General features: G+C 69.5%; 21 protein-coding genes. 14 read left to right on the top strand and 7 right to left on the bottom strand.

Going from position 1 to position 24,881, the window contains the following annotated elements; genetic code table 11:
• The first annotated feature begins 1 nt into the window (after position 1).
• The 7 genes from Adu01nite_RS30625 (at position 2) to Adu01nite_RS30595 (ending at position 6,916) form a co-directional block, all read left to right on the top strand.
• Positions 2-1,249 carry a polyamine ABC transporter substrate-binding protein gene (locus Adu01nite_RS30625; protein WP_239132808.1) on the top strand — a complete coding sequence of 416 codons (1,248 nt, stop codon included), beginning with the start codon at positions 2-4 and terminating at the stop codon, positions 1,247-1,249.
• 1 nt (position 1,250) lies between these two features.
• Positions 1,251-2,114, top strand: coding sequence for an ABC transporter permease (locus Adu01nite_RS30620; protein ID WP_203731889.1), 864 nt, complete (start codon positions 1,251-1,253; stop codon positions 2,112-2,114).
• Positions 2,111-2,962 (top strand): ABC transporter permease, encoded by an 852-nt coding sequence (locus Adu01nite_RS30615; RefSeq protein WP_203731887.1) that lies wholly within the window; start codon positions 2,111-2,113, stop codon positions 2,960-2,962. The genes Adu01nite_RS30620 and Adu01nite_RS30615 overlap by 4 nt, the downstream gene beginning before the upstream one ends.
• A gap of 467 nt (positions 2,963-3,429) precedes the next feature.
• Entirely contained in the window at positions 3,430-4,371 is a 942-nt protein-coding gene (locus Adu01nite_RS30610) for an ATP-binding cassette domain-containing protein (RefSeq protein ID WP_438871106.1), read from the top strand.
• Complete coding sequence (locus Adu01nite_RS30605; RefSeq protein WP_203731883.1) at positions 4,368-5,075, top strand: hypothetical protein; 708 nt, start codon at positions 4,368-4,370, stop codon at positions 5,073-5,075. The genes Adu01nite_RS30610 and Adu01nite_RS30605 overlap by 4 nt, the downstream gene beginning before the upstream one ends.
• A 9-nt stretch (positions 5,076-5,084) precedes the next feature.
• Positions 5,085-6,266 carry a sensor histidine kinase gene (locus Adu01nite_RS30600; RefSeq protein WP_203731881.1) on the top strand — a complete coding sequence of 394 codons (1,182 nt, stop codon included), beginning with the start codon at positions 5,085-5,087 and terminating at the stop codon, positions 6,264-6,266.
• A complete protein-coding gene (locus tag Adu01nite_RS30595) occupies positions 6,266-6,916 on the top strand; it encodes a response regulator (RefSeq protein WP_203731879.1) in 651 nt (216 codons plus the stop codon). Before Adu01nite_RS30600 ends, Adu01nite_RS30595 begins: the two co-directional genes overlap by 1 nt.
• 24 nt (positions 6,917-6,940) lie before the next feature.
• Here the strand turns inward: Adu01nite_RS30595 and Adu01nite_RS30590 are convergent, their stop codons facing one another.
• On the bottom strand, positions 6,941-8,365 hold the full coding sequence (locus Adu01nite_RS30590; protein ID WP_203731877.1) for an aldehyde dehydrogenase family protein: 1,425 nt from the start codon (positions 8,363-8,365) through the stop codon (positions 6,941-6,943).
• 105 nt (positions 8,366-8,470) lie between these two features.
• Here Adu01nite_RS30590 and gabT point away from each other — a divergent pair, with 105 nt between their 5' ends.
• The 5 genes from gabT (at position 8,471) to Adu01nite_RS30565 (ending at position 14,547) form a co-directional block, all read left to right on the top strand.
• Positions 8,471-9,748 carry a 4-aminobutyrate--2-oxoglutarate transaminase gene (gabT, locus tag Adu01nite_RS30585; protein WP_203731875.1) on the top strand — a complete coding sequence of 426 codons (1,278 nt, stop codon included), beginning with the start codon at positions 8,471-8,473 and terminating at the stop codon, positions 9,746-9,748.
• Between the two features lie 36 nt (positions 9,749-9,784).
• Positions 9,785-11,167, top strand: coding sequence for an aspartate aminotransferase family protein (locus Adu01nite_RS30580; protein ID WP_203731873.1), 1,383 nt, complete (start codon positions 9,785-9,787; stop codon positions 11,165-11,167).
• Positions 11,168-11,359: 192 nt separating this feature from the next.
• On the top strand, positions 11,360-11,833 hold the full coding sequence (locus Adu01nite_RS30575) for a hypothetical protein (protein ID WP_203731871.1): 474 nt from the start codon (positions 11,360-11,362) through the stop codon (positions 11,831-11,833).
• Positions 11,834-11,919: 86 nt separating this feature from the next.
• Positions 11,920-14,010 carry a glycoside hydrolase family 3 protein gene (locus tag Adu01nite_RS30570; RefSeq protein WP_438871101.1) on the top strand — a complete coding sequence of 697 codons (2,091 nt, stop codon included), beginning with the start codon at positions 11,920-11,922 and terminating at the stop codon, positions 14,008-14,010.
• A gap of 333 nt (positions 14,011-14,343) precedes the next feature.
• On the top strand, positions 14,344-14,547 hold the full coding sequence (locus Adu01nite_RS30565; protein ID WP_203731867.1) for a cold-shock protein: 204 nt from the start codon (positions 14,344-14,346) through the stop codon (positions 14,545-14,547).
• 125 nt (positions 14,548-14,672) lie between these two features.
• Here Adu01nite_RS30565 and srmL read toward each other — a convergent pair whose 3' ends face one another.
• From srmL to Adu01nite_RS30545, 4 genes are all read right to left on the bottom strand, one after another.
• Positions 14,673-15,734 carry a PheS-related mystery ligase SrmL gene (srmL, locus tag Adu01nite_RS30560; protein ID WP_203731864.1) on the bottom strand — a complete coding sequence of 354 codons (1,062 nt, stop codon included), beginning with the start codon at positions 15,732-15,734 and terminating at the stop codon, positions 14,673-14,675.
• Positions 15,735-15,910: 176 nt separating this feature from the next.
• Positions 15,911-16,099, bottom strand: a complete 189-nt coding sequence (locus Adu01nite_RS30555) for an SAM-dependent methyltransferase (RefSeq protein WP_203731862.1) — start codon at positions 16,097-16,099, stop codon at positions 15,911-15,913.
• A 7-nt stretch (positions 16,100-16,106) separates the two neighbouring features.
• The gene (locus tag Adu01nite_RS30550) at positions 16,107-17,378 is read right to left on the bottom strand and encodes an NAD(P)/FAD-dependent oxidoreductase (RefSeq protein WP_203731860.1); all 1,272 of its coding nucleotides are present in this window, start codon (positions 17,376-17,378) and stop codon (positions 16,107-16,109) included.
• Complete coding sequence (locus tag Adu01nite_RS30545) at positions 17,375-17,833, bottom strand: Lrp/AsnC family transcriptional regulator (RefSeq protein WP_203731859.1); 459 nt, start codon at positions 17,831-17,833, stop codon at positions 17,375-17,377. The genes Adu01nite_RS30550 and Adu01nite_RS30545 overlap by 4 nt, the downstream gene beginning before the upstream one ends.
• Before the next feature lie 232 nt (positions 17,834-18,065).
• On the opposite strand from Adu01nite_RS30545, the gene Adu01nite_RS30540 reads away from it, so the two are divergent.
• Positions 18,066-19,271, top strand: a complete 1,206-nt coding sequence (locus Adu01nite_RS30540) for a saccharopine dehydrogenase family protein (RefSeq protein WP_203731856.1) — start codon at positions 18,066-18,068, stop codon at positions 19,269-19,271.
• Positions 19,272-19,461: 190 nt separating this feature from the next.
• On the opposite strand, the gene Adu01nite_RS30535 is transcribed toward Adu01nite_RS30540, so the two are convergent.
• The gene (locus tag Adu01nite_RS30535; RefSeq protein WP_379135302.1) at positions 19,462-20,934 is read right to left on the bottom strand and encodes a gamma-aminobutyraldehyde dehydrogenase; all 1,473 of its coding nucleotides are present in this window, start codon (positions 20,932-20,934) and stop codon (positions 19,462-19,464) included.
• Positions 20,935-21,026: 92 nt separating this feature from the next.
• Between Adu01nite_RS30535 and Adu01nite_RS30530 the strand changes: the two genes are divergently transcribed.
• The gene (locus Adu01nite_RS30530) at positions 21,027-23,945 is read left to right on the top strand and encodes an ATP-binding protein (protein WP_203731852.1); all 2,919 of its coding nucleotides are present in this window, start codon (positions 21,027-21,029) and stop codon (positions 23,943-23,945) included.
• A gap of 6 nt (positions 23,946-23,951) precedes the next feature.
• On the opposite strand, the gene Adu01nite_RS30525 is transcribed toward Adu01nite_RS30530, so the two are convergent.
• A complete protein-coding gene (locus Adu01nite_RS30525; RefSeq protein WP_203731850.1) occupies positions 23,952-24,821 on the bottom strand; it encodes a TIGR03560 family F420-dependent LLM class oxidoreductase in 870 nt (289 codons plus the stop codon).
• Between the last annotated feature and the right edge of the window lie 60 nt (positions 24,822-24,881).

Here is a 24,881-nt window from a genome sequence, read left to right as displayed (position 1 = left end):
AATGTCTGCGAATATTTCTGACCCGTCCCTGTTGCGCGGCATGACCCAGCGCCGCTTCGGCCGGCGGGACGCACTCCGACTCTCCGGTCTCGCAGGTCTCGGTGCCGCCCTCGCCGCGTGCGGTGTGCAGGGCAAGGGCACCCCCGGCGCCAGCGCCGCCCCGGACGCCGTGGAGAAGTTCTGGGCCGGTAAGGCCAAGACCAACAAGATCGACTTCGCCAACTGGCCGCTCTACATGGACCCGAAGCACCCCGAGCTGAAGAAGTTCACCGCCGAGACCGGCATCGAGGTGAACTACCAGGAGGTGATCCAGGAGATGGGCCCCTGGTTCGCCAAGGTGCAGCCGCAGCTCGCCGCGGGCCAGTCCATCGGCTACGACCTGATGGTCATCACCAACAGCTTCCAGTTCAGCCAGTTCCGTGACTCCGGCTTCCTGGCTCCGCTCGACCACTCGAAGCTGCCGAACTACACGAAGAACGCCGACCCGGCGTACGCCAAGGAAGCCTTCGACCCGGGCAACGTCTACAGCGTGCCGTGGGCGTCCGGCATGACCGGCATCGCGTACGACCCGGACAAGGTCGGCCGCAAGCTCACCAAGCTCGCCGACCTGTGGGACCCGGCGTTCAAGGGCAAGGTCGGCATGTTCTCCGACACCCAGGAGCTGGGCAACTTCGGCCTGCTCGCGCTCGGCATCGACCCGGCCAAGTCGACCTCCGACGACTGGCAGAAGGCGGCCGACCACCTCAAGGAGCAGAAGAAGGCCGGCATCGTCCGGAAGTACTACGACCAGAGCTACGTCGACGCGCTCGGCAAGGGCGAGGTCTGGATCACCCAGGCCTGGTCCGGCGACATCTTCCAGAAGAACCTCTCGGAGAACCGCAACTTCGAGTTCTTCGTCCCGGAGGAGGGCGGCACGATCTGGACGGACAACATGACCATCCCGATCACCGCCAAGGCGCCGGTCGACGCGATCACGCTGATCGACTTCTTCTACCGCACCGACGTCGCCGCGACCCTGGCTGAGTACATCAACTACGTCGCCCCGGTGCCGTCGGCCAAGGAGCAGATCATCAAGGACGCCGCGAAGCTGAGCGGCGCGGACAAGACCGCGATGGAGGCCATCGCGAACTCGAAGCTGGTGTTCCCGTCGGCCGCCGAGTACGCGAAGCTGCACTACTACGTGTCCTTCGAGGCCGCGTCCGAGCAGCAGGCCTTCCAGAAGACCTTCGAACCGATCGTGCTGGGTTGATATGGATCGAGTAAAACGCCAGCTCGCGCCGTACTTCCTCGTCCTGCCGGGCGGGTTGTGGCTGCTGCTGTTCTTCGCCATCCCGATGATCGCCATGCTGTCGCTGTCGCTGCAGCAGGGCGACATCGTCAACGGCTACCAGTTCACGTTCCACTGGCAGAACTACACCGACGCGATCGACAGCTACCACACCCAGCTGATCCGGTCGCTGATCTACGGCGCCGTCGCCACGATCTTCCTGATCGTGCTGGCGTTCCCGGTCGCCTACTGGATCGCCTTCTACGGCGGCAAGCGCAAGTCCACGTACCTGTTCCTGCTGCTTCTGCCGTTCTTCGTGTCGTTCGTGCTGCGGACGATCTCGTGGCGGCAGATCCTGACGGACGACGGGCCGGTGCTGAAGCCGCTGAAGGAGATCGGGCTGCTGTCCGATTCGTACCATATCCTGGGTACGCCGGCGGCGGTCATCGGCGGGCTGGTCTACAACTTCCTGCCGTTCATGGTGCTGCCGATCTACGTTGCCCTGGAGCGGATCGACCCGCGGGTCGTGGAGGCCGCGCGTGACCTGTACGCGAACCCGGCCACCGCGTTCCGCAAGGTGATCCTGCCGCTCGCGCTGCCCGGCGTGTTCGCCGGCGTGCTGATGTCGTTCGTGCCGGTCAGCTCGGACTACGTCAACTCGGAGGTGCTGGGCAGCTCGTCCACCACCATGATCGGGCAGGTGATCCAGGCGCAATACCTGGTCAACTCCGACTATCCGACGGCGTCGGCGCTCTCGTTCATCCTGATGGCGGTGCTTCTCGTCGGCATCTTCGCCTACGCCCGGGCGCTGGGCACCGAGGACGTGATGAAGGTGGCGGCCCGATGAGCCAGACGACCCTCGAACGGCCGGCGCCGGCCGCGGAACCGGCCCACGCGGCCCGGCCCAAGCGCCGGCTCGGCGGCGGCACGCTGCTGTTCATCTACACGTGGCTGGTGATCCTCTGGCTGATCGTGCCGATCTTCGTGATGATCGCGTTCAGCTTCAACGACACCAAGGGCCGCTACAACCAGGAGTGGCAGGGCTTCACGTTCAAGTGGTACGGGAAGATCTTCGAGATCGAGGATCTGACCAAAGCCCTGTGGACGTCGCTGATCATCGCCGTCATCTCCAGTCTTCTGTCGGGGGCGCTGGGGACCGGGATCGGGTATGCCCTGGGGCGTTATCGGTTCCGCGGGTCCGGCACGCTCAACCTGATCATGTTCGCGACCATCTCGTCGCCTGAGCTGATCATGGGTGCTTCTCTGCTCAGTCTGTTCGTTTCGTTGGCCTTGGGTCTTGGGGCCGTGACGATCACGATCGCGCACGTCATGTTCTCGATCTCGTTCGTGGCTACGATCGTGCGGGCCCGGGTCGTGACCCTTGATCGGTCTATCGAGGAAGCGGCTGCTGATCTGGGGGCGTCGGCGTGGACGACGTTCTGGAAGGTGACGTTTCCGATCATCCTGCCGGCGGTGTTCTCGGGTGTGCTGCTGGCGTTTGCGCTCTCTATCGACGACTTCGTGGTCACCAACTTCACGGCGGGGTCTGTTACGACGTTCCCGTTGTGGATCTGGGGGTCCACTCGGGTTGGGTTGCCTCCTCAGGTCAATGTGATGGGCACTCTGATCTTTGCTGTGGGTGTTCTGATCGCTGTTATCACCAATATCCGGTCTCGCTCCGGGAAGCGCGGCTGACTTTCGCTGGGACGGCTGAGGGCCGGGGGTGACCACGCTGGGCGGTAAAGCATCTATGCCCTGCGTGGTCACCCCCGGCCCTCAGCCTTGCATGGGAGCACCTTGCGGCCAGGACTTCGGTCACCCGCTGCTGGATGCACGATCAAGCCCGGCGGTCCCCTGACGGCGGGCGGTCTGGCTGCCGCGCTGTGTTGTGGCCAGGGGGTCTTGTCACCCGGGCCGGCCTTGGTGGTGGGTCATGCGAACATTCCGCGCCGGTTGCGGCGACAGTCAAACCCGTGGGGGGTACGGGTGGGGCTTGGTCAAATTCTGTTTGTTGCTTGCGTGTTCGCGCCGTGGAGAAGTTGCTGGGCATTGGGGGGCATTGGGGTGGCCTGTTGCCCCGAAGTCGTTATAGGGCCCTGCGGTTCGTTTGCGGGTGGGTTGCGGTATGTCTTTTGGCATAGGTGGGTGCTGACCGGCGGTCGATGTGTGCGGGTGGGGTGTTTGTGAGGCTGGGATTTATGATCTCGCTTTGCGAACTGACCAAACGTTATGGGGACCGGACGGCGGTGGATCGGGTCACCGTGACCGTGCCGTCGGGGAAGGTCACTGCGCTTCTCGGGCCTAATGGTGCTGGGAAGTCCACTGTTATGCGCATGGTGCTCGGCCTTGACCGGGCCACCTCCGGGACCGCGCTGATCGACGGGTTACGGTATGCCGCGCTGCAGGAGCCGCTGCGGCTGGTCGGCGCTCACCTGGACGCGCGTGCCTTCCATCCGCGGCGTACCGGGCGCGCCGGGCTGCGCGCGCTGGCCCGCTACAACGGTTTTCCGCGTGCCCGGGTCGAGGCCGTGATCGATGCGGTGGGGATCGGCGCGGTTGCCGGCAAACGTGCCGGAACCTACTCGCTCGGGATGGCGCAGCGACTCGGGATAGCCGGCGCGATGCTCGGCGACCCGGGCACGATCATCCTCGACGAGCCGGTCAACGGCCTCGACGCCGACGGCGTGCGGTGGGTGCGAGGGCTGGTGCGGCGGTGGGCGGCCGACGGACGCACGGTCCTGGTCTCCAGCCATCTGATGAGTGAGGTGGCGCTGATCGCCGACCGCGTGGTGGTGCTCGGCCGAGGTAGGTTGCTCGCGGATACGACGGTCACCGAGTTCACCGCCGGGCAGCACGCTGCCGTCGAGGTGGCAGCGGCAGACGACAATTCCTTCCGGCTGCTGGCGGTGGCGCTGGGCGAACACGGGGAGCGGATCGGTGCGGACCGCCTCCGGGTCCACGGCCTGCCCGCGGGGACGGTCGGCCACCGGGCTCAGCAGGCCGGCGCGGTGCTGCGCGAGTTGCGCACCGACGCGCCGAGCCTGGAGGAGGCGTATGTCCGCCTGGTCGAGGACGAGGCCGAATACGTGGCGGTGGCGGTGTGAAGAACGCGATCACCGCCGAGTGGGGCAAGATCTGGTCGCTTCGCTCACCCTGGTTCTGCATCGTCGCGGCGGTGTTACTCACCGTCGGCATGGCTGCGACGCTGGCCAACGATTTCCTTTACGACATCACGCAGGGACGCCTGCCCGAATCCGAGACGCTGGCTGTGCTGGACCCGCTGACGCAGGCGATGCAGGTCGGCCAGTTCGCTCTCGTCGCACTGGCGATGCTGGTGGTCACCTCCGAGTACGGCACCGGAGTGATCCGCTCCACCTTCCTGGCCCGTCCGCGGCGACGTGACGTGCTGCTCGCCAAGACCGCGGTCGCCGCCGTTGCGGGTTTCGCGGCCGGTCTGGCATCGGCGGCGGCCGGCTGGGCGGCGGCCGCGCTGTTGCTGGGTGATCACGCGGGGCCCGGTGAACCGGTCGCGGCGTGCCTGCGGCTGTCCGTGGTGGCGATGCTGGCTTGCATGTTCACCGTCGCGGCCGGGTTCCTGCTGCGCAGCGCCGCCGGCACCCTGACGACGATGTTCGTGTTGCTCGTCGGCCTGCAACTGGTGGACCCGCGGATCGGTCAGTACCTGCCGGCCGGCGCGGCCGTCGCGTTCGTGGCCGGCGACGGCGTACGCAATCTGTGGGTCTTGGCGGCCTGGACCGCCGCCGCCCAGCTGGCCGCCGGGTTTCTGCTGGCCCGTCGAGATGCCTAGGCTGTCGGCATGCACGGGTGGGGCCAGTGGTACGTGCTCGCGGCGACAGCCGTGGTCGTCAGCTGCTTTCTGTGCGGGGGGCGTGGTCGCGTCTGGGCGGTGATCGCGCTGCTCAGTGCGGTGGAGGTGGCCGCTGCGGTCGCCGTCGCACGTACCCAGGACACCGTGTCCTGGCTCATCGACCAGGTCATGGTGGTGCTCGCCGTGTTCGCGGCGGTGGCCGGCGCGTACCGCCGGTTGCGTCGCGAGTTCGTCGAGCGGGGCTGGGCGCACGCCCGCGACGCGCGGCTGCACGAGCGAACCCGGATCGCCGCCGAACTGCACGACACGCTCGGGCATGACCTGGCGCTGCTCTCGCTGCAGGCGGCCGGAATCCAGGTGACGGCGCGGGATCCGGAGACCCGGGAGCAGGCCGCGGCGGTCCGCGCGGGTTCGGCGGCGGCGATCGAGACCGTCCGCCGGATCGTGGATCTGCTGGACGTTGACGCGGACGCCGACGTCGCGACAGTGCTCGACCGTGCCCGGGAGGCAGGGATGACCCTCGAGGTCAGGGGCACCGTGCCCCGGGAGCCGTTCGTGGCCCGGCTCGTCACCGAGGCACTGACCAATGCTGTCCGGCACGCGCCCGGCGCCCGGGTGACCGTCACCTTCGCCGGCCGGCGGGTGAGGATCGCCAACCCGGTGCCGGAACAGGCCGCCACGGGTCGGCCGGGCACCGGACTGGCGATGCTGTCGGCGCGTCTCGAACAGGCCGGCGGTTCGCTGACGGCGCACACCGCCGGAGGCATGTTCCACCTGGTCGCCGACGTGCCGGCCGACATGGACGAGGACAGCAGCCGGCTCGGCGCCGACTATCGGTCCCGTCGCCGCCGAATTCGGCGCATGCTGGCCGGCACGGTCCTGATTCCGTTCGCTGTGCTGCTCGTGGTCGCGACCGGCTTCTACACGTGGGCGGTCCGTGACGCGTCGATGGAGGACCGGGTGTTCGCCGGGCTGCGGGTCGGCATGCCGGCGATGGCTGCGATCCGGGTGCTACCAGGGCGGGAGGCACCGGTCCGGTGGGGTGGCCCGGGCAAGCCGGGATGCCGCTACTTCACGGACGGGAACTATCCGCTGGCATATGGGAACTATGTGGTCTGCTTCTCGGGGAACCGGGTGTCCCGGTTGGAAGATCTCACCGGGCGGAATTGATGATCAGAATTTTGCTTGCCGACGATCAGCCGCTGGTGCGCGCCGGGCTGAACACCGTGCTGGCCTCCGACCCCGACCTGCAGGTGGTAGCCGAGGCGGCAGACGGCCGGGCCGCGCTGGCCGCGGTCGAACGGTCGCGACCCGATGTGGCGCTGCTCGACATCCGGATGCCGGGCATGGACGGCCTGACCGCGGCCGAGTCGCTGCGCGCCAGCCATCCAGCCCTCCGCGTCATGATCATCACGACGTTCGACGAGGACCGGTACATCGCTCGCGCGCTCGACGCCGGGGTACACGGATTCCTGCTCAAGTCCGGTGACCCGTACGAGCTGATCGGCGGGATCAAAGCCGCGATGAACGGAGGTACGGTGCTCGCCCCCGCGGTCGCGCACCGGATCGTCCACGTGCTGCACGGGGGCGAGCTGCGGAACCGGCTGGCCGCCCGCAGCGGGGTACAGGCCCTCACCCCCAGGGAGCGAGACGTGCTTGCACTGGTCGGAGCGGGCCTGTCCAACGCCGAGATCGGCCGCCGTCTGCACCTGGCCGCGGGCACCGTGAAAATCCACGTGATTGCCGTGCTCGGCAAACTCGGCCTCACCAGTCGGGTACAAGCGGCCGTCTACGCCTACCGGGCAGGCCTCGCCGAGTAAGGGCCGTTGCCGGCCGCGCGTCCGCTACAGCTGTAGGCCGGTCAGGACCATGACCTTTGGGTCGGTGTAGTCGTCCATGGCGCTTGCGATGCCCTCTCGGCCCGCGCCGCTTCCCTTCACGCCGCCGTAGGGCATCTGGTCGGCCCGGAAGCTGGGCACATCGCCGATGATCACGCCGCCTACGTGCAGGCGGTGGTGGGCCTCGAAGGCCAGGTCCAGGCGCTTGGTGAAGATGCCCGCCTGTAGGCCGAAGGCCGAGTCGTCCACCGCTTTGAGGCCGGCGTCGTCGCTGTCCACCTCGGTCAGGACCAGCACCGGGCCGAAGACCTCGTCGGCGCACACCTTTGCGTCGGCCGGGACGTCGGTCAGCACCGTGGGGGCGATGGTGCGGCCGTCGCGGGTGCCGCCGGTCAGGATTCGGCCGCCCTTCGCGGTTGCCTCGGTGATCCACTCCTCGATTCGGGCTGCTGCCTTCTCGTCGATCACTGGGCCTACGTCGGTCGTCTCGTCGCGTGGGTCGCCGGTTTTCAGGGCCTCCACCGCGGCGATCAGCTTCGGGGTGAAGGCTGCCATGTGGTCCCGGTGCACGAAGACTCTCTGCACGGCTACGCAGCTCTGGCCGGCCTGGTAGTTGCCGAACGTGGCGATTCGCTGGGCCGCCTGGTCCAAGTCCGGCCAGTCCTGGCAGATCAGCGCGGCTGCGTTTCCGCCCAGTTCCAGCGTTACGTGCTTCTCGGGGACGGCGGCTCGGATCCGGGCGCCTACCGGGCCGGAACCGGTGAATGACACGACCGGCAGGCGTGGGTCGGCCACCAGGGCTGCCGCCCGGTCGTTCGGGATCGGCAGGACCGAGAACATGCCGGCCGGCAGGTCCAGGCGGGACATGATCTCGCCCAGCAGCAGGGCGGTCAGGGGCGTGGCGGGGGCCGGCTTCACGATGATGGGGGCGCCTACCGCCAGCGCGGGGGCCACCTTGTGGGCTACCAGGTTCAGCGGGAAGTTGAACGGGGCTATGCCCAGGACCGGGCCGCGCGGGGCCCGGCGGATCAGGGCGATCCGGCCGGCCGCGGACGGGTCGGTGTCCAGTCGCTGCAGGTCGCCGGAGAAGCGTTTTGCCTCCTCTGCTGCCCAGCGGAACGTGTTGACCGCGCGGGCCACCTCGGCGCGTGCCCATTTGAGCGGTTTGCCGTTTTCGGCGGTGATCAGCTGGGCGAACTCTTCGCTTCTGCGCTTGATTCTTGTGCTGATCTCGTCGAGGGCTGCGGCGCGGTCGGCCGCGGAGAGCGCTGCGGCGGGGGCCGCGGCGGTGGCGGCCGCGGCAACGGCCTCCGCTACCTGTTCCTCCGTTGCCAGGGAGGTCTCGCCTACCACCTGCGTGTCGTAGGGGTGACGGACCGTAAGGGTTTCGGTGCTGGTGGCTGGGCGGCCGGCTATGTAAAAGGGGATCACGGCGGGAGCGTAACCCGGTTGGCGGCGCGGAAATAGTTGTACTGGCTCTTGCAAACGACGGAATCGGTGAAATGATCGGGGCTCAAAGCTTGAAGGAGTTGAGAGATGCCTTCCTCCGACGACCTGGGTCGGCGCCGGAGCGCGGTTGTCGCGCGCGGGGTCAGCAGCATGATCCCGTCCTACGTGAGCAGCGCGGCGGGCGGCACGCTGACCGATGTGGACGGGCGCGAGTGGGTCGACTTCGCGGCCGGCATCGCCGTGACCAATGTTGGCAACAGCGCGCCCAAGGTCGTGGCGGCGATCAAGCAGCAGGTGGAGCTCTTCACGCACACGTGCTTCATGATCACGCCGTACGAGCAGTATGTTGCGGTCTGCGAGGAGCTGGCCGCGCTCACCCCGGGTGACTTCGAGAAGCGGTCGGCGCTGTTCAACTCCGGTGCCGAAGCGGTGGAGAACGCTGTCAAGATCGCTCGGCATGCGACCGGGCGGCAGGCCATTGTGGTGTTCGACCACGCTTACCACGGCCGCACCAACCTCACGATGGCGCTGACCGCCAAGGTCATGCCGTACAAGCAGGGCTTCGGGCCGTTCGCCCCGGAGATTTATCGGGTGCCCATGTCGTACCCGTTCCGCGATGGTGGTCGATCGGGTGCGGAGGCCGCGGCGTACGCCATCGGGCAGATCGAGAAGCATGTCGGCGCAAGCAATGTCGCCGCCGTTCTGATCGAGCCCGTTCAGGGCGAGGGTGGGTTCGTCGTGCCGGCGGCGGGGTTCCTGCCGGCGCTCGCCGCCTGGAGCAAGCAGGCCGGCGCCGTTTTTATCGCCGACGAGATCCAGACGGGTTTCTGCCGCACCGGGTCCTGGTTCGCCAGCGAGGACGAAGGTGTCGAGCCTGACCTGATCACCACGGCCAAGGGCATCGCCGGCGGGTTGCCGCTCGCCGCCGTCACCGGTCGGGCCGAGATCATGGATGCGGTGCACCCGGGTGGTCTCGGCGGCACGTACGGCGGTAACCCGATCGCCTGCGCGGCCGCGCTCGCCAGCATCGAGACGATGCGCGAGCTCGACCTGGCCGGCGCGGCCCGGCACATCGAGTCGGTGGCCCGGCCGCGGCTCGAGGCCCTCGCCGCCAAGCACCCGATCGTCGGGGAGATCCGCGGCCGGGGCGCGATGCTCGCCCTCGAGCTGGTCGTGCCGGGCGGCATCGAGCCCGACGCCGCGAGCACCGCCGCCGTGGCCAAGGCCGCGCACGAGTCGGGGCTGCTGCTGCTCACCTGCGGCACCTACGGCAACGTGATCCGGTTGCTGCCGCCGCTGGTCATCAGCGACGACGAGCTCGACCGCGGGCTGACCCTTCTCGAACAGGCTTTCTCCACTCTCTGAACCGCCGTCCGGCCCCCCGTTTGCTTGGAGCAGATCTTGACCGACCTTCAGTCACCTGACTACGCGAAGCTCGCCGGCGACGCCCGCGATCACCTGTGGATGCACTTCACCCGGCTGTCGTCGTACCAGAAGAACGACATCCCGATGATCGTGCGCGGCGACGGCTGCTACGTGTGGGACAGCACCGGCCGTAAGTTCCTCGACGGCCTGTCCGCGCTGTTCGTCGTGCAGACCGGCCACGGCCGGCAGGAGCTGGCCGAGGCGGCCGCCAAGCAGGCCGGCGAGCTGGCCTACTTCCCGATCTGGTCGTACGCGCACCCGAAGGCCGTCGAGCTGGCCGACCGGCTCGCCGATCTGACCCCGGGCGACCTCAACCGGGTCTTCTTCACCACCGGCGGGTCGGAGGCGGTCGAGTCGGCGTGGAAGCTGGCCCGCTCCTACTTCAAGCACACCGGCAAGCCGCTGAAGACCAAGGTGCTGTCCCGGTCGATCGCCTACCACGGCACCTCGATGGGCGCCCTGTCGATCACCGGCATCCCCGCGCTCAAGCAGGACTTCGAGCCGCTGGTGCCGTCCACGTTCCGGGTGCCGAACACCAACTACTACCGGCGCCCCGACGAGAACATGTCCCTGGAGGAGTTCGGCGTCTGGGCGGCCGACCGGATCGCCGAGGCCATCGAGTTCGAGGGTCCCGACACGGTCGCCGCGGTCTTCCTGGAGCCGGTGCAGAACGCCGGCGGCTGCTTCCCGCCGCCGCCCGGGTACTTCCAGCGGGTCCGCGAGATCTGCGACCGGTACGACGTACTCATGGTCTCGGATGACGTGATCAGCGGTTTCGGCCGGCTCGGCGAATACTTCGGCGGCCAGAAGTACGGCTACACGCCCGACATCATCACCATCGCGAAGGGCCTGACCAGCGGGTACGTTCCGCTCGGCGCGATGATCGCGTCGGAGCGCCTGGCCGAGCCGTTCCTGCAGGGCACCAACTGGTTCGCGCACGGCATCACCTACGGCGGCCACCCGGTCGGCTCGGCGGTGGCCCTGGCCAACCTCGACATCATGGAGCGGGAGAACCTCAACGGCCACGTCCGGGACAACAGCGGCCTGTTCCGCTCGTACCTGGAGCGGCTCTACGACCTGCCGATCGTCGGCGACGTCCGCGGCGACGGCTACTTCTTCGGCATCGAGCTGGTGAAGGACAAGGCCACCAAGGAGACCTTCAACGAGGAGGAGTCGGAGCGGCTGCTGCGCGGCTTCCTCTCCAGCGCCCTGTTCGAGGCCGGCCTGTACTGCCGCGCCGACGACCGTGGCGACCCGGTCATCCAGCTGGCGCCGCCGCTGATCGCCGGCGAGGCCCAGTTCATCGAGATCGAGCAGATCCTGCGCTCGGTCCTGACCGAGGCCTCCAACCGCCTCTGATCGGTCCTGCTCAACAGCCCCGGCGACCTCGCCGGGGCTGTTTTGTCGATGGGTCGCTGTAGGGTCCGCGCGTGGACGAACGGGCTCTTCAGACCCGGCGGAGCGACCTGCGCTGGGCGGGCCGGCGGATCGACGCGATGGCGCCGGGGCGCGCTGCCCGGCCTCGCGGCCCGGTTGGGCACCCTGCGGGCGATGCGCGACTCCGGCTTCGCCCCGACGGTGTTCGTCGCGCCGACCCTGCCGTACCTGAGCGACAGCGCGGAGCAGATCGACGGGCTCATCGGCGCCCTGGGCCACCATCGTCAGCGACTCGTAGTTGATCAGCAGCAGGCGGCCCTCGGCGGAGTGGATCGGGCCGGCCGTACGCCGGAAGCCGGAAGTCGGCGCCGAGTCGCCCACCTCGACCTGCCACCAGCCGCCGCCGGTGTGCCACAGCAGCATCGACCGGGCGGCCATGGCCGTCCGGAAGTGCGCCATCACCGAATCGAAGTCCCAGTCTTCGGCGACGAAGCCCGGGTAGGTGTCGGGGTCGATCAACGCGAGGAAGCCGGAGTCGTCCGGCACTTCGAAGAGCACCGGGGCAGGGTAGCGGCTCGATCAAAGGGTATCCGCGAACGTCGATATGCCGGTTGGTGCGGGCAGGGTGGAAACCTCACGGTTACCTGACAGTCACGCTCGGGTGATGATCGGGCGAGCTAGGTCAAGCCTGGGCCGGCCTGAAAGGCGGCCCTTCCCCACTGTGGAGGAACGGCGTGCGACCAAAACTCCGAACGACGGCGGCCGGTGCCCTTGCCGCCATGCTTCTTCCGCTTCCGGCGGTCACCACCCCACACGTTGCCTATCTCGATGCCCGGCAACCCGTCGGCAAGCGGGTCGAGGATCTGCTGCGGCGGATGACGCTCGACGACAAGATCGGGCAGATGACGCAGGCCGAGCGGGGGGCTATGGCGTCCGATCCCTCGCAGGTCGCCTCGCTTCGTCTCGGCTCCGTGCTCTCCGGCGGCGGGTCGGTGCCTACGCCGAACACCCCGGCCGCCTGGGTGGACATGGTCAACACCTTCCAGACGTACGCGTTGAGCACGCCCCTCAAAATTCCGATGCTGTACGGGATCGACGCCGTGCACGGGCACAGCAACGTGTACGGCGCGACCGTCTTCCCGCACAACGTCGGCCTCGGGGCCACCCGCGACCCGGATCTGGTGGAACGCGTCTACCGGGCCACCGCGGCCGAGGTGCGCGCCACCGGCATCCCGTGGGACTTCGCGCCGTGCGTGTGCGTCTCCCGCGATGAGCGCTGGGGGCGTGCGTACGAGAGCTTCGCCGAGGATCCGTCGCTGGTGATCACGATGGAGACCGCGATCGACGGCCTGCAGGACGGCGGGGTGCTCGCCACCGTCAAGCACTACGCCGGCGACGGCGACACGGAGTACGGCTCGGCGAGCGGCGACTACAAGATCGACCAGGGGGTCACCGTCACCGACCGGGCCGACTTCGCCCGGCTCGACCTCGCGCCCTACGCGGCCGCGATCCGCAAGCACGACGTCGGCAGCGTCATGCCGTCGTTCTCCAGCGTCGACTGGACCGAGGACGGCGTCGGCAACCCGGTCAAGATGCACGCCTCGGCCGAGCTGATCGGCGGCACGCTCAAGCGCGGCCTGGGCTTCGACGGCCTGGTCATCAGCGACTGGGAGGGCATCCACCAGATTCCCGACCCGTCCGCCCCGGCGGGGTCGCCGCTGCCGACGGCCGGTCAGGTCCGGACCGGGGTCAACGCCGGTACCGACATGTTCATGGAACCGAACACCGCGGCCCGCTTCGAGCAGGTGCTGAAGGCCGAGGTCGCGTCCGGCGGCGTCGCGACGAGCCGGATCGACGACGCCGTGCGGCGGATTCTGCGGACGAAGTTCGAGCTCGGGCTGTTCGAGCATCCGTACGCGACGGCGGACAACGCCGGCCAGGTCGGCAGTGCCGCGCACCGGGCGCTGGCCCGCGAAGCGGTGGCCGAGTCGCAGGTGCTGCTCAAGAACTCCGGTGGTCTGCTGCCGCTGCGCAAGTCCGCGAAGATCTACGTGGCCGGCCGCAATGCCGACGACATCGGCAACCAGGCCGGCGGCTGGACCATCGACTGGCAGGGCCGGTCCGGCGCGGCCATCCCGGGCACCACGATTCTGCAGGCCATCCGCCAGGTCGCCCCGAACGTCACGTACAGCCTCGACGGCACCGCCCCGGCGGCGGGCGCCGACGTGGGTGTGGTCGTGGTGGGCGAAACGCCGTACGCGGAAGGCTTCGGTGATGTCGGTGGCCCGCAGTGCGGTTGGTGCACCCCGGCCCAGAACGAACCCAAGTCGCTGACCCTGCAGCCCGGCGACAAGGCCGTCGTCGACCGGGTCTGCACGGTCGTCGCCAAGTGCGTCGTGCTGGTCGTCTCCGGCCGCCCGCAGGTCGTCACCGATCAACTCGGCGAGATCGACGCCCTGGTCGCCTCCTGGCTGCCGGGCAGCGAAGGGGCCGGCGTCGCGGATGTCCTCTTCGGCCGGCGCCCGTTCACCGGCCGCCTGCCGGTCAGCTGGCCGGCCACCGTCGGTCAGGTCCCGATCAACGTCGGCGACCGCAACTACCAACCCCTTTTCCCGTACGGCTGGGGTCTGCGCACCGGCGACCACGGCACCCCGCGCTCGGCCGATGCGGTGCTCGACGCGCTGTTCGACACCGCGCAGGCCCGGGTGGCGGCCGGCCGCGGCGGCGCCGGCTGGGCGGCCGATCTGGCCGAGGCCGACCGGGCCCGGACCGCGGGTTCGGATGCCCGGGCGTACACCCTGGTGCGGAAGGTGATCGCCGGCTGAACCACCGATGAGCCGTCGCGGTGCCCCGGCGCCGCGACGGCTCGCTCGCCCGGCTGCCGGCCGTCGATATAGCCTGCATCCGCACCAGGGCGACGGTGCGAGAAGCCTTGCTGCGTGCCAACCGCGACTCGAATGCGGCCAGGGGAGCTGTGCCCCAATTTCTGTGCTAGTTTGGCCGCGTTGCAGTTTTGATTTCCTAAGACGTTCTCAACGCCTGATGGGCATCTCGGCCCACCAGGCTTTTTTGGTTTCGTCGGTCTACCGGGTCATCAACAACGGCGACGCGAGGTCTCGCACGGTGCGGGGCCTCACGGTCAGTCAAGGAGTAGATAAATGGCCACCGGTACCGTCAAGTGGTTCAACGCGGACAAGGGCTTCGGCTTCATCACCCAGGATGGCGGCGGCGGCGACGTCTTCGCGCACTTCTCAGCTATCGCGACTTCGGGCTTCCGCAGCCTGGAGGAGAACCAGCGCGTCGAGTTCGACGTGGCCCAGGGTGCGAAGGGTCTGCAGGCGGAGAACATCCGTCCGCTCTGATGTAACTACTCGGCAGCCCTGAACTAGGTTTGCCGGGTATGGTGACGGCCGGTCACCCATGGTCGAGATCCGCCACATCCGCGTGATCTCCCGGGGAGATCGGCCGTCTCCGTATTTTCCGCCCCTCAGACTCGGCTCAGACCCGCCCAGATGCGGTCGCGCAGCTCGTTCGCGCGGTCGCCCGGCAGGGTCGCGTGCGGGTCGCGCAGCAGGACGCGGAGCAGCACGTTCACCTCGTCGTCGCGGATCCGCAGCCGCTCGCGGGACGCCGCCGGCAGGTCGGCGGCCGCGGTGACCGAGCGGATCGCCACCTCCTCCACCAGGTGGGCGTCGGCGCCGAGCAGGTCGCGCACCCGGTCCCCGAGATCCTCGGCGGTCACGCCGGGCGGCATCGCCACCGAGAGGTCGCGGCGGGCGGCCGGCTGCGAGGGCACCGGACGGTACGGGGTCAGGTCGGTCATCTGGCCGGCCACCCGTGGGTCCGCCGACCGCAGCAGCCGGATGTCGCCGATCCCCTTGCGCAGCATCACCAGGCGATCCAGGCCCAGCCCGAGCGCGAGCCCGCACCGGCCGGCCGGCAGCACCTGCGCGGCGGCCACGCCGCATTCGCCGATCTCCACCCACGCCTCGCCCGACCACGCCTCGATCTCCAGGCCGCCGGTCGTGTAGGGATGCTCGGCCGGGCGGGTCCGCCACGGCGTGCCGGGCAGCGCCGCACTCACCGCGGTCGCGACCAGGTCGATCAGGTCCGGCGGCCGGTCGGCGGCGGTGACCCGCCAGAGGTCGAGCTGATGCGGGGTGCCGGTGTGCAACCGGTCGATGGCGTCCCGGCGGTAGACGATGCCGGGACAGGCGATCAGCGCATCGGCCGCGGTCAGCGTCCGCAGCGCGCCCGGGATCAGGGCGGATGTCTGCGAGCGCAGCATCCGGCCGGGCGCGACGTACCGCGTGTAGCGGGCGTCGCGGGCGGCGGCGCCGGGGGAGTGGCCGAGCAGGTCGTAGTTGTCGGCGACGTCCACTATCCGGGCACCGCAGTGGACCAACAGGGAAACACTGGGTGAACGGTCGGTGGCGGCCCGCAGCACCGCATCGACGATCAGCTGGATGGCGTGCGGTCCCGCGGCCGGGTCGGTCAGGTCACGGACGGACAGGTCGGCGGCGAGCGCGCTGGGAGTCAGGTAGGTCATCGGATCCTCCGGGGAGTGCGGTGGGTGCGGGAGCCCACGCGGGAGGCCGGAGACGAAAATGGCCGCCCGGTGGGCGGCCAGAAGACGTACGCGAAAAAGTCAGCCGGTCACCGAAAGGGGCCGGGTAAAGGAAAGCGACGTCATGGCTTCAGCATGCCACCGCCGGGGGAGTCGGGTCACGCGGTTTTCCGGCCGACCGCGGCACAGCCGCTGACGTCGCGCGTGGTGTCCGCGCCGGGGGCGGGTTTCCAGCGGTGGCACTGCTCGACGCCCGGCTCGACCAGGTCGAGGCCGTCGAAGAAGCGGGTGGTCTCGGCCCGGGAGCGGCGGGTCTGCTTGGTGGCGACCTGGCTGTGGTAGCGCATAGTCCACCTAGGACACTCGCGGGCGCTCCAGCGCGTCGCGCAGGGTCGTCGCGTGCAGGGCGGCGTTGATGCCGATCCAGCGGATCGGTTCCGGCTCCCAGCGGCGGGAGCGGTGGCCGACCCACGGCAGGGTGGTCAGGTCGCTGTCGGTGCCGGCGATGAGGTCGGCGAGCGTACGCCCGGCGAGGTTGGCCGCCGCGACCCCGTCGCCGACGTAGCCGCCCGCCCACGCGATGCCGTCGGCCAGGCCGACCGAGGGCATCCAGTCGCGGGGGATGCCGAGCGGGCCGCCCCAGCGGTGGGCGATCTCCGGGCGGATCCCGAACATCTCGGTGAGCGTGTCGCGCAGGCTGTCGAAGACGCCGGGCACCCGGTCGTACGACGGCTCGATGCGTGACCCGAAGTGGTAGGGCGCGCCCCGCCCGCCGAACGCGAGCCGGTCGTCCGCGGTCCGCTGGCCGTAGATGACCATGTGGCGCTCGTCGGAGAAGGTCTCCCGGCGGCGCAGGCCGATCCGCTCCCAGTTCGACTCGGGCAGCGGCTCGGTCGCGATCATCAGCGAGTAGACCGGGGCGAGTGCCCGGCGGTGGCCGGCGAGCCGGGCGGTGTAGCCCTCCAGCGCGCGGACCACGGTGCCGGCCTTGATCAGGCCGTGGGTGGTGTCGACGGCGCCGCGGGCGATGCTGCGGACCCGGGTGCCCTCGAAGATCCGGACGCCGCGGGCCTCGACCACCGCGGCGAGCCCGCGCACCAGCTTGGCCGGGTGCAGGGCCGCGCAGTCGGGGCTGTAGACGCCGCCGAGCACGCCCTCGGCGCCGCAGATCTCGGATGCCGCTTCGGCGTCCAGGAAGCCGGCCGAGCCACGCTGCCGGCGCAGCTGCGCGGGCGTACGGGCCAGGGTGATCGTGCCGCCCTTGGCGTAGTCGCAGTCGATGCCCTCGGCCGCCGCGGCCCGGCCCACCTCGTCGACCGCACCCGCCAATGCCGCATGCATCGCCGCCGCGCGGGAAGCGCCGTAGCGGCGCGTGAGCTTGGCCTCCGACACCGGGAACAGGCCGGACGCCCACCCGCCGTTGCGCCCGGAGGCGCCGAAACCGCAGTACTCCGCCTCGACGATCGCGATCGACAGCTGCGGGGCCGCCTGCGACAGGTAATACGCCGTCCAGAGCCCGGTGTAGCCACCCCCGACGATCGCCACGTCCACCTCGAGGTCGCCGCCGAGCGGCGGCCGCGGCGTGACCGGGCCGAGGGAGTGCAACCAGTAGGACGGTGCGGTCATCGCGTACCCCATGCGTAGGTCTGTTTCGCCAGCTTCAGATACATGAACGTCTCGCACGAGGTGACGCCCTTGATCGGGCGGACCTTCTCGTTGAGCAGGTCGAGCAGGTGCTCGTCGTCGGTGCAGACCAGCTCGACCAGCAGGTCGAAGCCGCCGGCGCAGATCACCACGTAGTCGACCTCGGGGATGGCGGCGATCTCGTCGGCGATGGCCCGCAGGTCGCCGTTCACCTTGAGGCCGACCATCGCCTGCCGGGCGAAGCCGAGCGTGAGGGGGTCGGTCACCGCCACGATCTGCATCAGCCCGCCGTCGAGCAGCCGCTGCACCCGCTGGCGGACCGCCGCCTCGGAGAGGCCGATCTCCTTGGCCAGCGTCGCGTACGACATGCGGCCGTCGCGTTGCAGGTGCTCGATGATCTGCTTGTTGATCTGATCCAGTGCCAGGTCCGCGCTCACGCCGCGATTCTTCCCCGGGTGCGGAGCGACGGCAATGGAATCGCTCGTCCGGTTTGCCGTGATCAATGGAATCCGTACCGATCAAGCACTGGACATCCCTTCCGAACCGACGTGGCAACTGCGTTTATCGCAGAGTTGATCGCTATTGACAAGGGTTTCGGTCGTGAGCAGGCTGCTGGGGCACGGTTTCAGTAGATCTGGAGACCGCTATAACACGAAAGGTGTGTTTCTCATGCGCGTCCTGGGTGTCGGCGCGGGCGGTGTCGGTTCCGCAGCGGCCGGCATCGCCTGCCGCCGCGATTTCTTCAGCCACTACGTGGTCGCCGACTACGACCTGTCCCGCGCCACCCGCGTCGTCGAGACCGTGGCCGACGACCGCTTCGTGGCCGCGCGGATCGACGCCTCCGACGCCACCGCGGTAACAAAGCTGTGCCGAGAGCACGCCATCACGCACGTACTCAATGCGGTGGATCCGAGATTCGTCATGCCGGTCTTCGAAGGCGCCTACGCCGCCGGCGCCGACTACCTCGACATGGCCATGTCGCTGTCCCACCCACACCCCGACGACCCGTTCCACAAGACCGGGGTGAAGCTGGGCGACGAGCAGTTCGCCGCCGCGTCCGCCTGGGCGGCAAAGGGAAGGCTGGCCCTGGTCGGCATCGGCGTAGAGCCCGGCCTCTCGGACATCTTCGCGAAGTTCGCCGCCGACCACCTGTTCTCCCGCATCGACGAGGTGGGCGTCCGCGACGGCGGCAACCTGGTGGTGGAGGGCTACGAGTTCGCCCCGTCGTTCTCGGTATGGACCACCATCGAGGAGTGCCTGAACCCACCGGTCATCTACGAGAGGGGCCGCGGCTGGTTCACCACGGTCCCGCTGAGCGAGCCCGAGATCTTCGACTTCCCCGGCGGCATCGGCCCGGTCGAGTGCGTACACGTGGAACACGAGGAGGTCCTGCTGATCCCGCGCTGGGTGGACGCGGGCCGGGTCACCTTCAAGTACGGCCTGGGCCGAGAGTTCATCGAGGTCCTGCAAACCTTGCACAAACTGGGCCTGGACCGAACCGACCCGGTCAAGGTAGGCAACGCGAGCGTCTCCCCCCGAGACGTGGTGGCAGCCGTCCTGCCCGACCCGGCAACCTTGGGCGACAAGATGACCGGCAAAACCTGCGCCGGCACCGTGGTCCGAGGCCTGAGCAAGGACTTCGAGCCCCGAGAGGTCTACCTCTACCACGTGGTAGACAACGAGTGGTCAATGCGCGAATACGGAGCCCAGGCCGTGGTCTGGCAAACAGCGGTAAACCCAATAATCGCCCTGGAACTGCTGGCCGAGGGAAGCTGGCACGGCTCCGGCGTGCTGGGCCCGGAGGCGTTCGACCCGCTGCCGTTCCTCGACAAGCTCCGAGAATACGGCTCCCCATGGGAGATGCGGGAACAGTAGGAATTAGGGAAGCCCGGGCCGCCTCGACCCGGGCTTCCCCTCAAGTATCCGCCCACCCCAAGCTGACCAGGGTCAACAGAACGGATGAAACCCGCCCCGCAGTCGCGCGTGGTCATCCCCGCCCCCGACCGTCAACCGCGGGAAAACCGGAAGCCCGGCCCCCCTCGGGCCGGGCTTCCAAGAAAGGGGATCAGTCGAGCGAGTGCATCACGTGCTTGATGCGGGTGTAGTCCTCCAGGCCGTACACGGAAAGGTCTTTGCCGTGGCCGGAGTGCTTGAAGCCGCCGTGCGGCATCTCGGCGACCAGCGGGATGTGGCAGTTGACCCACACGCAGCCGAAGTCCAGGCGCTGCGTCATCCGCATCGCGCGGCCGTGGTCCTTGGTCCAGACGCTCGACGCCAGGCCGTACTCCACGCCGTTGGCCCAGCGGACCGCCTCGTCCTCGTCGGAGAACTGCTGCACGGTGATGACCGGGCCGAAGATTTCGTCCTGGACGACCTCGTCGTTCTGCCGGAGGCCGGAGATGACGGTGGGGGAGTAGAAGAAGCCGCGGTCACCGACCCGGGCGCCGCCCGCGTCGAGGGAGGCGTGGTCCGGCAGACGATCGACGAAACCCTTCACCCGGTCCAGCTGCCGAGAGTTGTTCAGCGGCCCGTAGAGCACGTCCTCGTCGTCGGCGGCGCCGGTCTTGGTGCCCTTGGCCTGCTCGGCGAGGGCGGCCACGAAGTCGGTGTAGGCGCCCGGCGAGACCAGGACGCGGGTGGCGGCGGTGCAGTCCTGGCCCGCGTTGAAGTAGCCGCCGATCGCGATCGCCTCGGCCGCGGCCGCGATGTCGGCGTCGTCGAAGACCACGACCGGGGCCTTGCCGCCGAGCTCGAGGTGGGTGCGCTTGAGGTCGGCGGAGGCGGCCTGGGCGACCTCCATGCCGGCCCGCACGCTGCCGGTGATCGACACCATCTGCGGGGTGGGGTGGCTGACCAGCTGCCGGCCGGTGTCCCGGTCGCCGATGATCACGTTGAAGACGCCGGCCGGGAAGAACTCGCTGGCTATCTCGGCGAGCAGGACGCTGGTGACCGGGGTGGTGTCGGACGGCTTGAGGACGACCGTGTTGCCGGCCGCGAGCGCCGGCGCGATCTTCCAGACCGCCATCATCAGCGGGTAGTTCCACGGCGTGACCTGCGCACACACGCCGATCGGCTCGCGCCGGACGTAGGACTCGAAGCCGTTCATGTACTGCCCGGCGGAGCGGCCCTCCAGAAGGCGGGCGGCGCCGGCGAAGAAGCGGATCTGGTCGATCGCGGGCGGCAGCTCCTCGCTCTTGGTGAGCCCGAGCGGCTTGCCGGTGTTGCGCGACTCGGCCTCGACGAGCTCGTCGGTGCGGGCCTCGATGGCGTCGGCGAACTTGAGCAGCGCCTGCTGGCGCTGGCTGGGCGTGGTGTTGCGCCAGGTCTCGAACGCGCCCGACGCGGCCTGCATGGCCCGGTCGACGTCCGGCTTGCCGGAGACCGGCGCGGACGCGAACACCTCGCCGGTGGCCGGGTCGATCAGGTCTTCGTATCGGCCCTCGGCCGGTGCCGCCGGGGCGCCACCGATGAAGTTGTGCAGCACGGACTTGGCGGTCACGACATCTCCAGACACAGGATCGGACACTTTCCGGCCCATCTTTCCACTGATTCCGCAGCTGACAAGAGGTTGAAGCGACGACTTCCGTAAACCGGCTCAGCCTCTGACGTTTCTGTCCGAACTTGGAAAGAGTGGGGTCGCAAGCGAGCACGACGGGGGCGGACGGGCGGCTGAGCGATGCGGCGCGGCTGCGCCGGATGCGCGACAGCGGTCTGCTCGAGGGTGACGCCAGTCCGTCACTGGATCGTCTCGCCCGGGCCGCCGCCCATCAGCTTCGCACCTCCCGGGCCCAGGTGTCGCTGGTCGCCGCCGATCGGCGGGTGGTGGCCGGGTCGGCCGGACCGGCCGTCTCCCACACGTTCTGCCGGCTGGTCGTCGACACCGATGCTCCGCTGCTGGTCACCGACGCGCGCACCGACGACCGGGTGGCCGGGCATCCGGCGATCGAGGACGGCGTGATCGCGTACGCCGGGTTCCCGATGCGCAGCCTCGACGGGCAACCACTCGGGTCGTTCTGCGTGCTGCACGACGAGCCGCGCGACTGGGAGCCGCGGGAAATGCTGCTGGTCGAGGATCTGGCGGCGGCCGCGGAGGCCGAGATCGCGATGCGGGCCGAGGTGCGGACGCACGCGACGACCGCCCGGCGGCTGCAGACGGTGCTGGACGCCTGCCAGGACGCGTACGTCTCGATCGACGCCGCCGGGACGGTGCTGGCCTGGAACGCCGCCGCCGAGGAGCTGTTCGGCTACTCCGCCGCGGAGGCGCTCGGCGGGCAGGTCGCCAACCTGATCATCCCGGCCCGGTTCCGGTCCGCGCACGCCGCCGGCCTGGCCCGGATCGGCGCCGGCGGGAAGTCCCGGCTGGCCGGGCACCGGATCGAGCTGACCGCCCGGGACAACTCGGGCCGGGAGTTCCCGATCGAGATGACGCTGCAGGTCGGTGCGTCGGTGTTCCACGCGTTCCTGCACGACATCAGCGACCGGGCCGCCGACCGCCGCCAACTGGAGTACGAGCGGACGTTCCTGCAGACCCTGCTGGACAGCCTGGACGTGGGGGTCGGCGCGTGCGACGCGGACGGCCGGCTGACCCTGTTCAACCACGCGATGCGGGAGATCCACGGCGGTGACGCCAAGCCGGTGCCGGCCGGCGACTGGCCGGTGGCCTACGACCTGTACGGCCCGGACGGGGACCCGCTCGAGGAGAAGGAGCTGCCGCTGGTCCGGGCGTTCCACGGCGAGACCGTCGACCGGCAGCACATCGTCGTCGCCCCGCACGGCCGGCCACCGCATCATTTCCACGCGAACGCCCGCACCATCGAGTCCACCGACGGTCACCGGCTCGGCGCGGTGGTGGCCCTGCACGACATCACCGACCAGCGCCTCGCCGAACGGTCCCGGGACGTCCGGTACGCGGTGGCCCGCGCCCTCGCCGACGCGGCCAGCGCCGAGGAGGCGGCCGAGCGCACCCTCGCGGCGGTGGCCCGGGCGCTGGGCTGGGTGTACGGCGAGTTCTGGCAGACCGACGAGGACGCCGGGGTGATCAATCGGGTCGGGCACTGGGTGGAGCCCGGCTACGACGTGAGCCCGCTGGCCGAGGACCGGCCGCTGAGCATGGACCGCGGGGTGGGCCTGGCCGGGCACATCTGGTCGACCGAGGCGGAGCTGTTCTCGACCGAGGTCGCCGACGATCCGCGGCTGCTCATCCGGGCCGATCAGATCCGGGCGACCGGGCTGCACAGCGCGCTCGGCGTGCCGGTCCGCTCCGGCGACCGGATCCTCGGGGTGCTGCTGCTGTTCAGCGCGGCCGCCGAGGACCGCGACGCGGACGTGATCGACCTGCTGGAGTTGATCGGCGCTCAGCTCGGCCGGTATGTGGAGCGGCGCCGGACGGAGGACCTGGCGCTGGCCCTGGCGGCGGCGCGGCGCGACTTCGACCGGGTGATCGAGCAGGTCAACGACTACGTGTGGACGGTCGAGATCCGGGCCGACCGGACGATCGGCTCGATCTACGCGAGCCCGGACGGCAGCGGCGTGTTCGGCGAGCGGCTGGCCATCCAGTGGGACATGGCGGCCGCGATGAACGGCCGGGTCCACGCGGACGACCTGGTGGAGTACGACGCGTTCGTGGCGAAGGTCCTGGCCGGCCGCCCGGCCGAGAACGAGGTCCGGCTGATCGGCCCGGACGGGGTGAACCGGTGGGTGTGGACCCGGGCGATGCCGCGGCGGGAGAACGGCCGGCTGCTGATCGACGGGATCAGCACCAACGTGACCGACCGGCACGTGCTGGCCGAGCAGCGCGAGAAGTTGCTGGTCGACCAGCGGGCGCAGAACGAGAAGCTGCGCCGGGTCGACCGGCTCAAGGACGAACTGGTCGCGCTGGTCAGCCACGAGCTGCGCAATCCGCTCGGCGCGATCCGCAGCTACTCGGAGACGCTGCTGGAGGACACCGAGCTCTCCGACGACCAGCGGCATCTGGCCGAGGTGATCGACCGGCGCAGCGCGCACATGCAGGCGCTGGTCGACGACCTGCTCGACATGGCCCGGCTGGAGGCCGGGCAGCTGCACCTGGAGCCGCGGCCGATGTCGGTGACCCGGCTGATCCGCGACGTCGTGCAGGCGCTGCAGCCGGCCGCGGACGCGAAGCAGCTGACCGTCACGGTGGCGGCGCCGCGGGAGCAACTGGTGCAGGCCGACCCGGTGCGGCTGCGGCAGGTGCTGGACAACCTGCTGTCGAACGCGGTGAAGTACACGCCGGCCGGTGGCCGGGTGACCGCGACGGTCCGGCACGAGCCGCCGACGAACTCCGATGTCGGCGACGGCGTCGTGGTGATCGAGGTGACCGACACCGGCATCGGCATCCCGGCCGACCAGTACCCGCACCTGTTCGACCGCTTCTTCCGGGCCAGCAACGCGGTGCAGCAGGGGATCAAGGGCACCGGCCTGGGCCTGGCCATCACCAAGGCGATCGTGGACGCGCACGGCGGCACGCTGACCGCCGGGCCGGCGCCGGACAGGGGCTGCACGTTCACGGTCTCCCTGCCGGCGCTCTGAACGGCCCTAGCCGAACTGCGGCAGCACCTCGGCGGCCAAGCGGTGCAGCGGCTCGTGGTCGTAGGCCACCCGCGGGATGTAGAAGATGACGTAGTCGGCGCCGGCCTCGACGACCGACTCGACCTTGGCGATCGCCTGCGCGTTCGACCAGGTCAGGTCGACCTCCACGGTGGTCGACTTGGCGATCGCGTCGTAGTCGCGGCCGAGCCGGTCGCAGTGCTCGCGCAGGACGGCCAGCTTCTGCCGGATCACCTCGGGGTTGCCGTTGCCGACGTTGCTGCCCTGGGCGTACTGCGCGACCAGCTTCAGGGTGACCTTCTCGCCACCACCGCCGAGCCAGAGCTTCGGGGCGCCCTTCGGCTCGTTGATCGGGCCGTCGATCCGGTAGTGCTTGCCCTGGAAGACCGGCCGCTCCTCGGTCCACATCCGGTGCACGATCTCGACGGCCTCGCGGAAGGCGGCCATCCGCTGCGGCACCTCGGCCCACTCGTAGCCGTACGCCTTCCATTCGTGCTCGTACCATCCGGCGCCGAGCCCGGCGTAGAGCCGGCCGTGACTGGCGATGTCGACCGTCGACGCGATCTTGGCGTAGAGGGACGGCTGGCGGTAACCGTTGCAGCCGACCATCTGGCCGATGTTGACCCGGCTGGTGTCCCGGGCGAGGGTCGCGGTCGCCGTCCAGACCTCGAAGACCGAGTTGATGGTGGGCTCGGGAACGGTGTGGAAATGGTCGTAGAGCCAGATCGAATCCCACGGGCCGGCGTCGGCGGCCTTGGCCACCGCGGTCATCGCCTCGTACTGCTCGACCGGGTCGGCGATCTCGACGAGGTCCATCTTCCAGCCCTGCGGGACGAAAACTCCGAAGCGCACACTCATACCCGCAACTTAATCCACGTGATCATGTCGAGGGGGGCGGCTCAGCTTCGTTCCCGGGGT

It is taken from the genome of Paractinoplanes durhamensis (genome assembly GCF_016862175.1).
Classification (GTDB): domain Bacteria; phylum Actinomycetota; class Actinomycetes; order Mycobacteriales; family Micromonosporaceae; genus Actinoplanes; species Actinoplanes durhamensis.
This window is presented reverse-complemented; position numbering and strand designations above follow the sequence as displayed.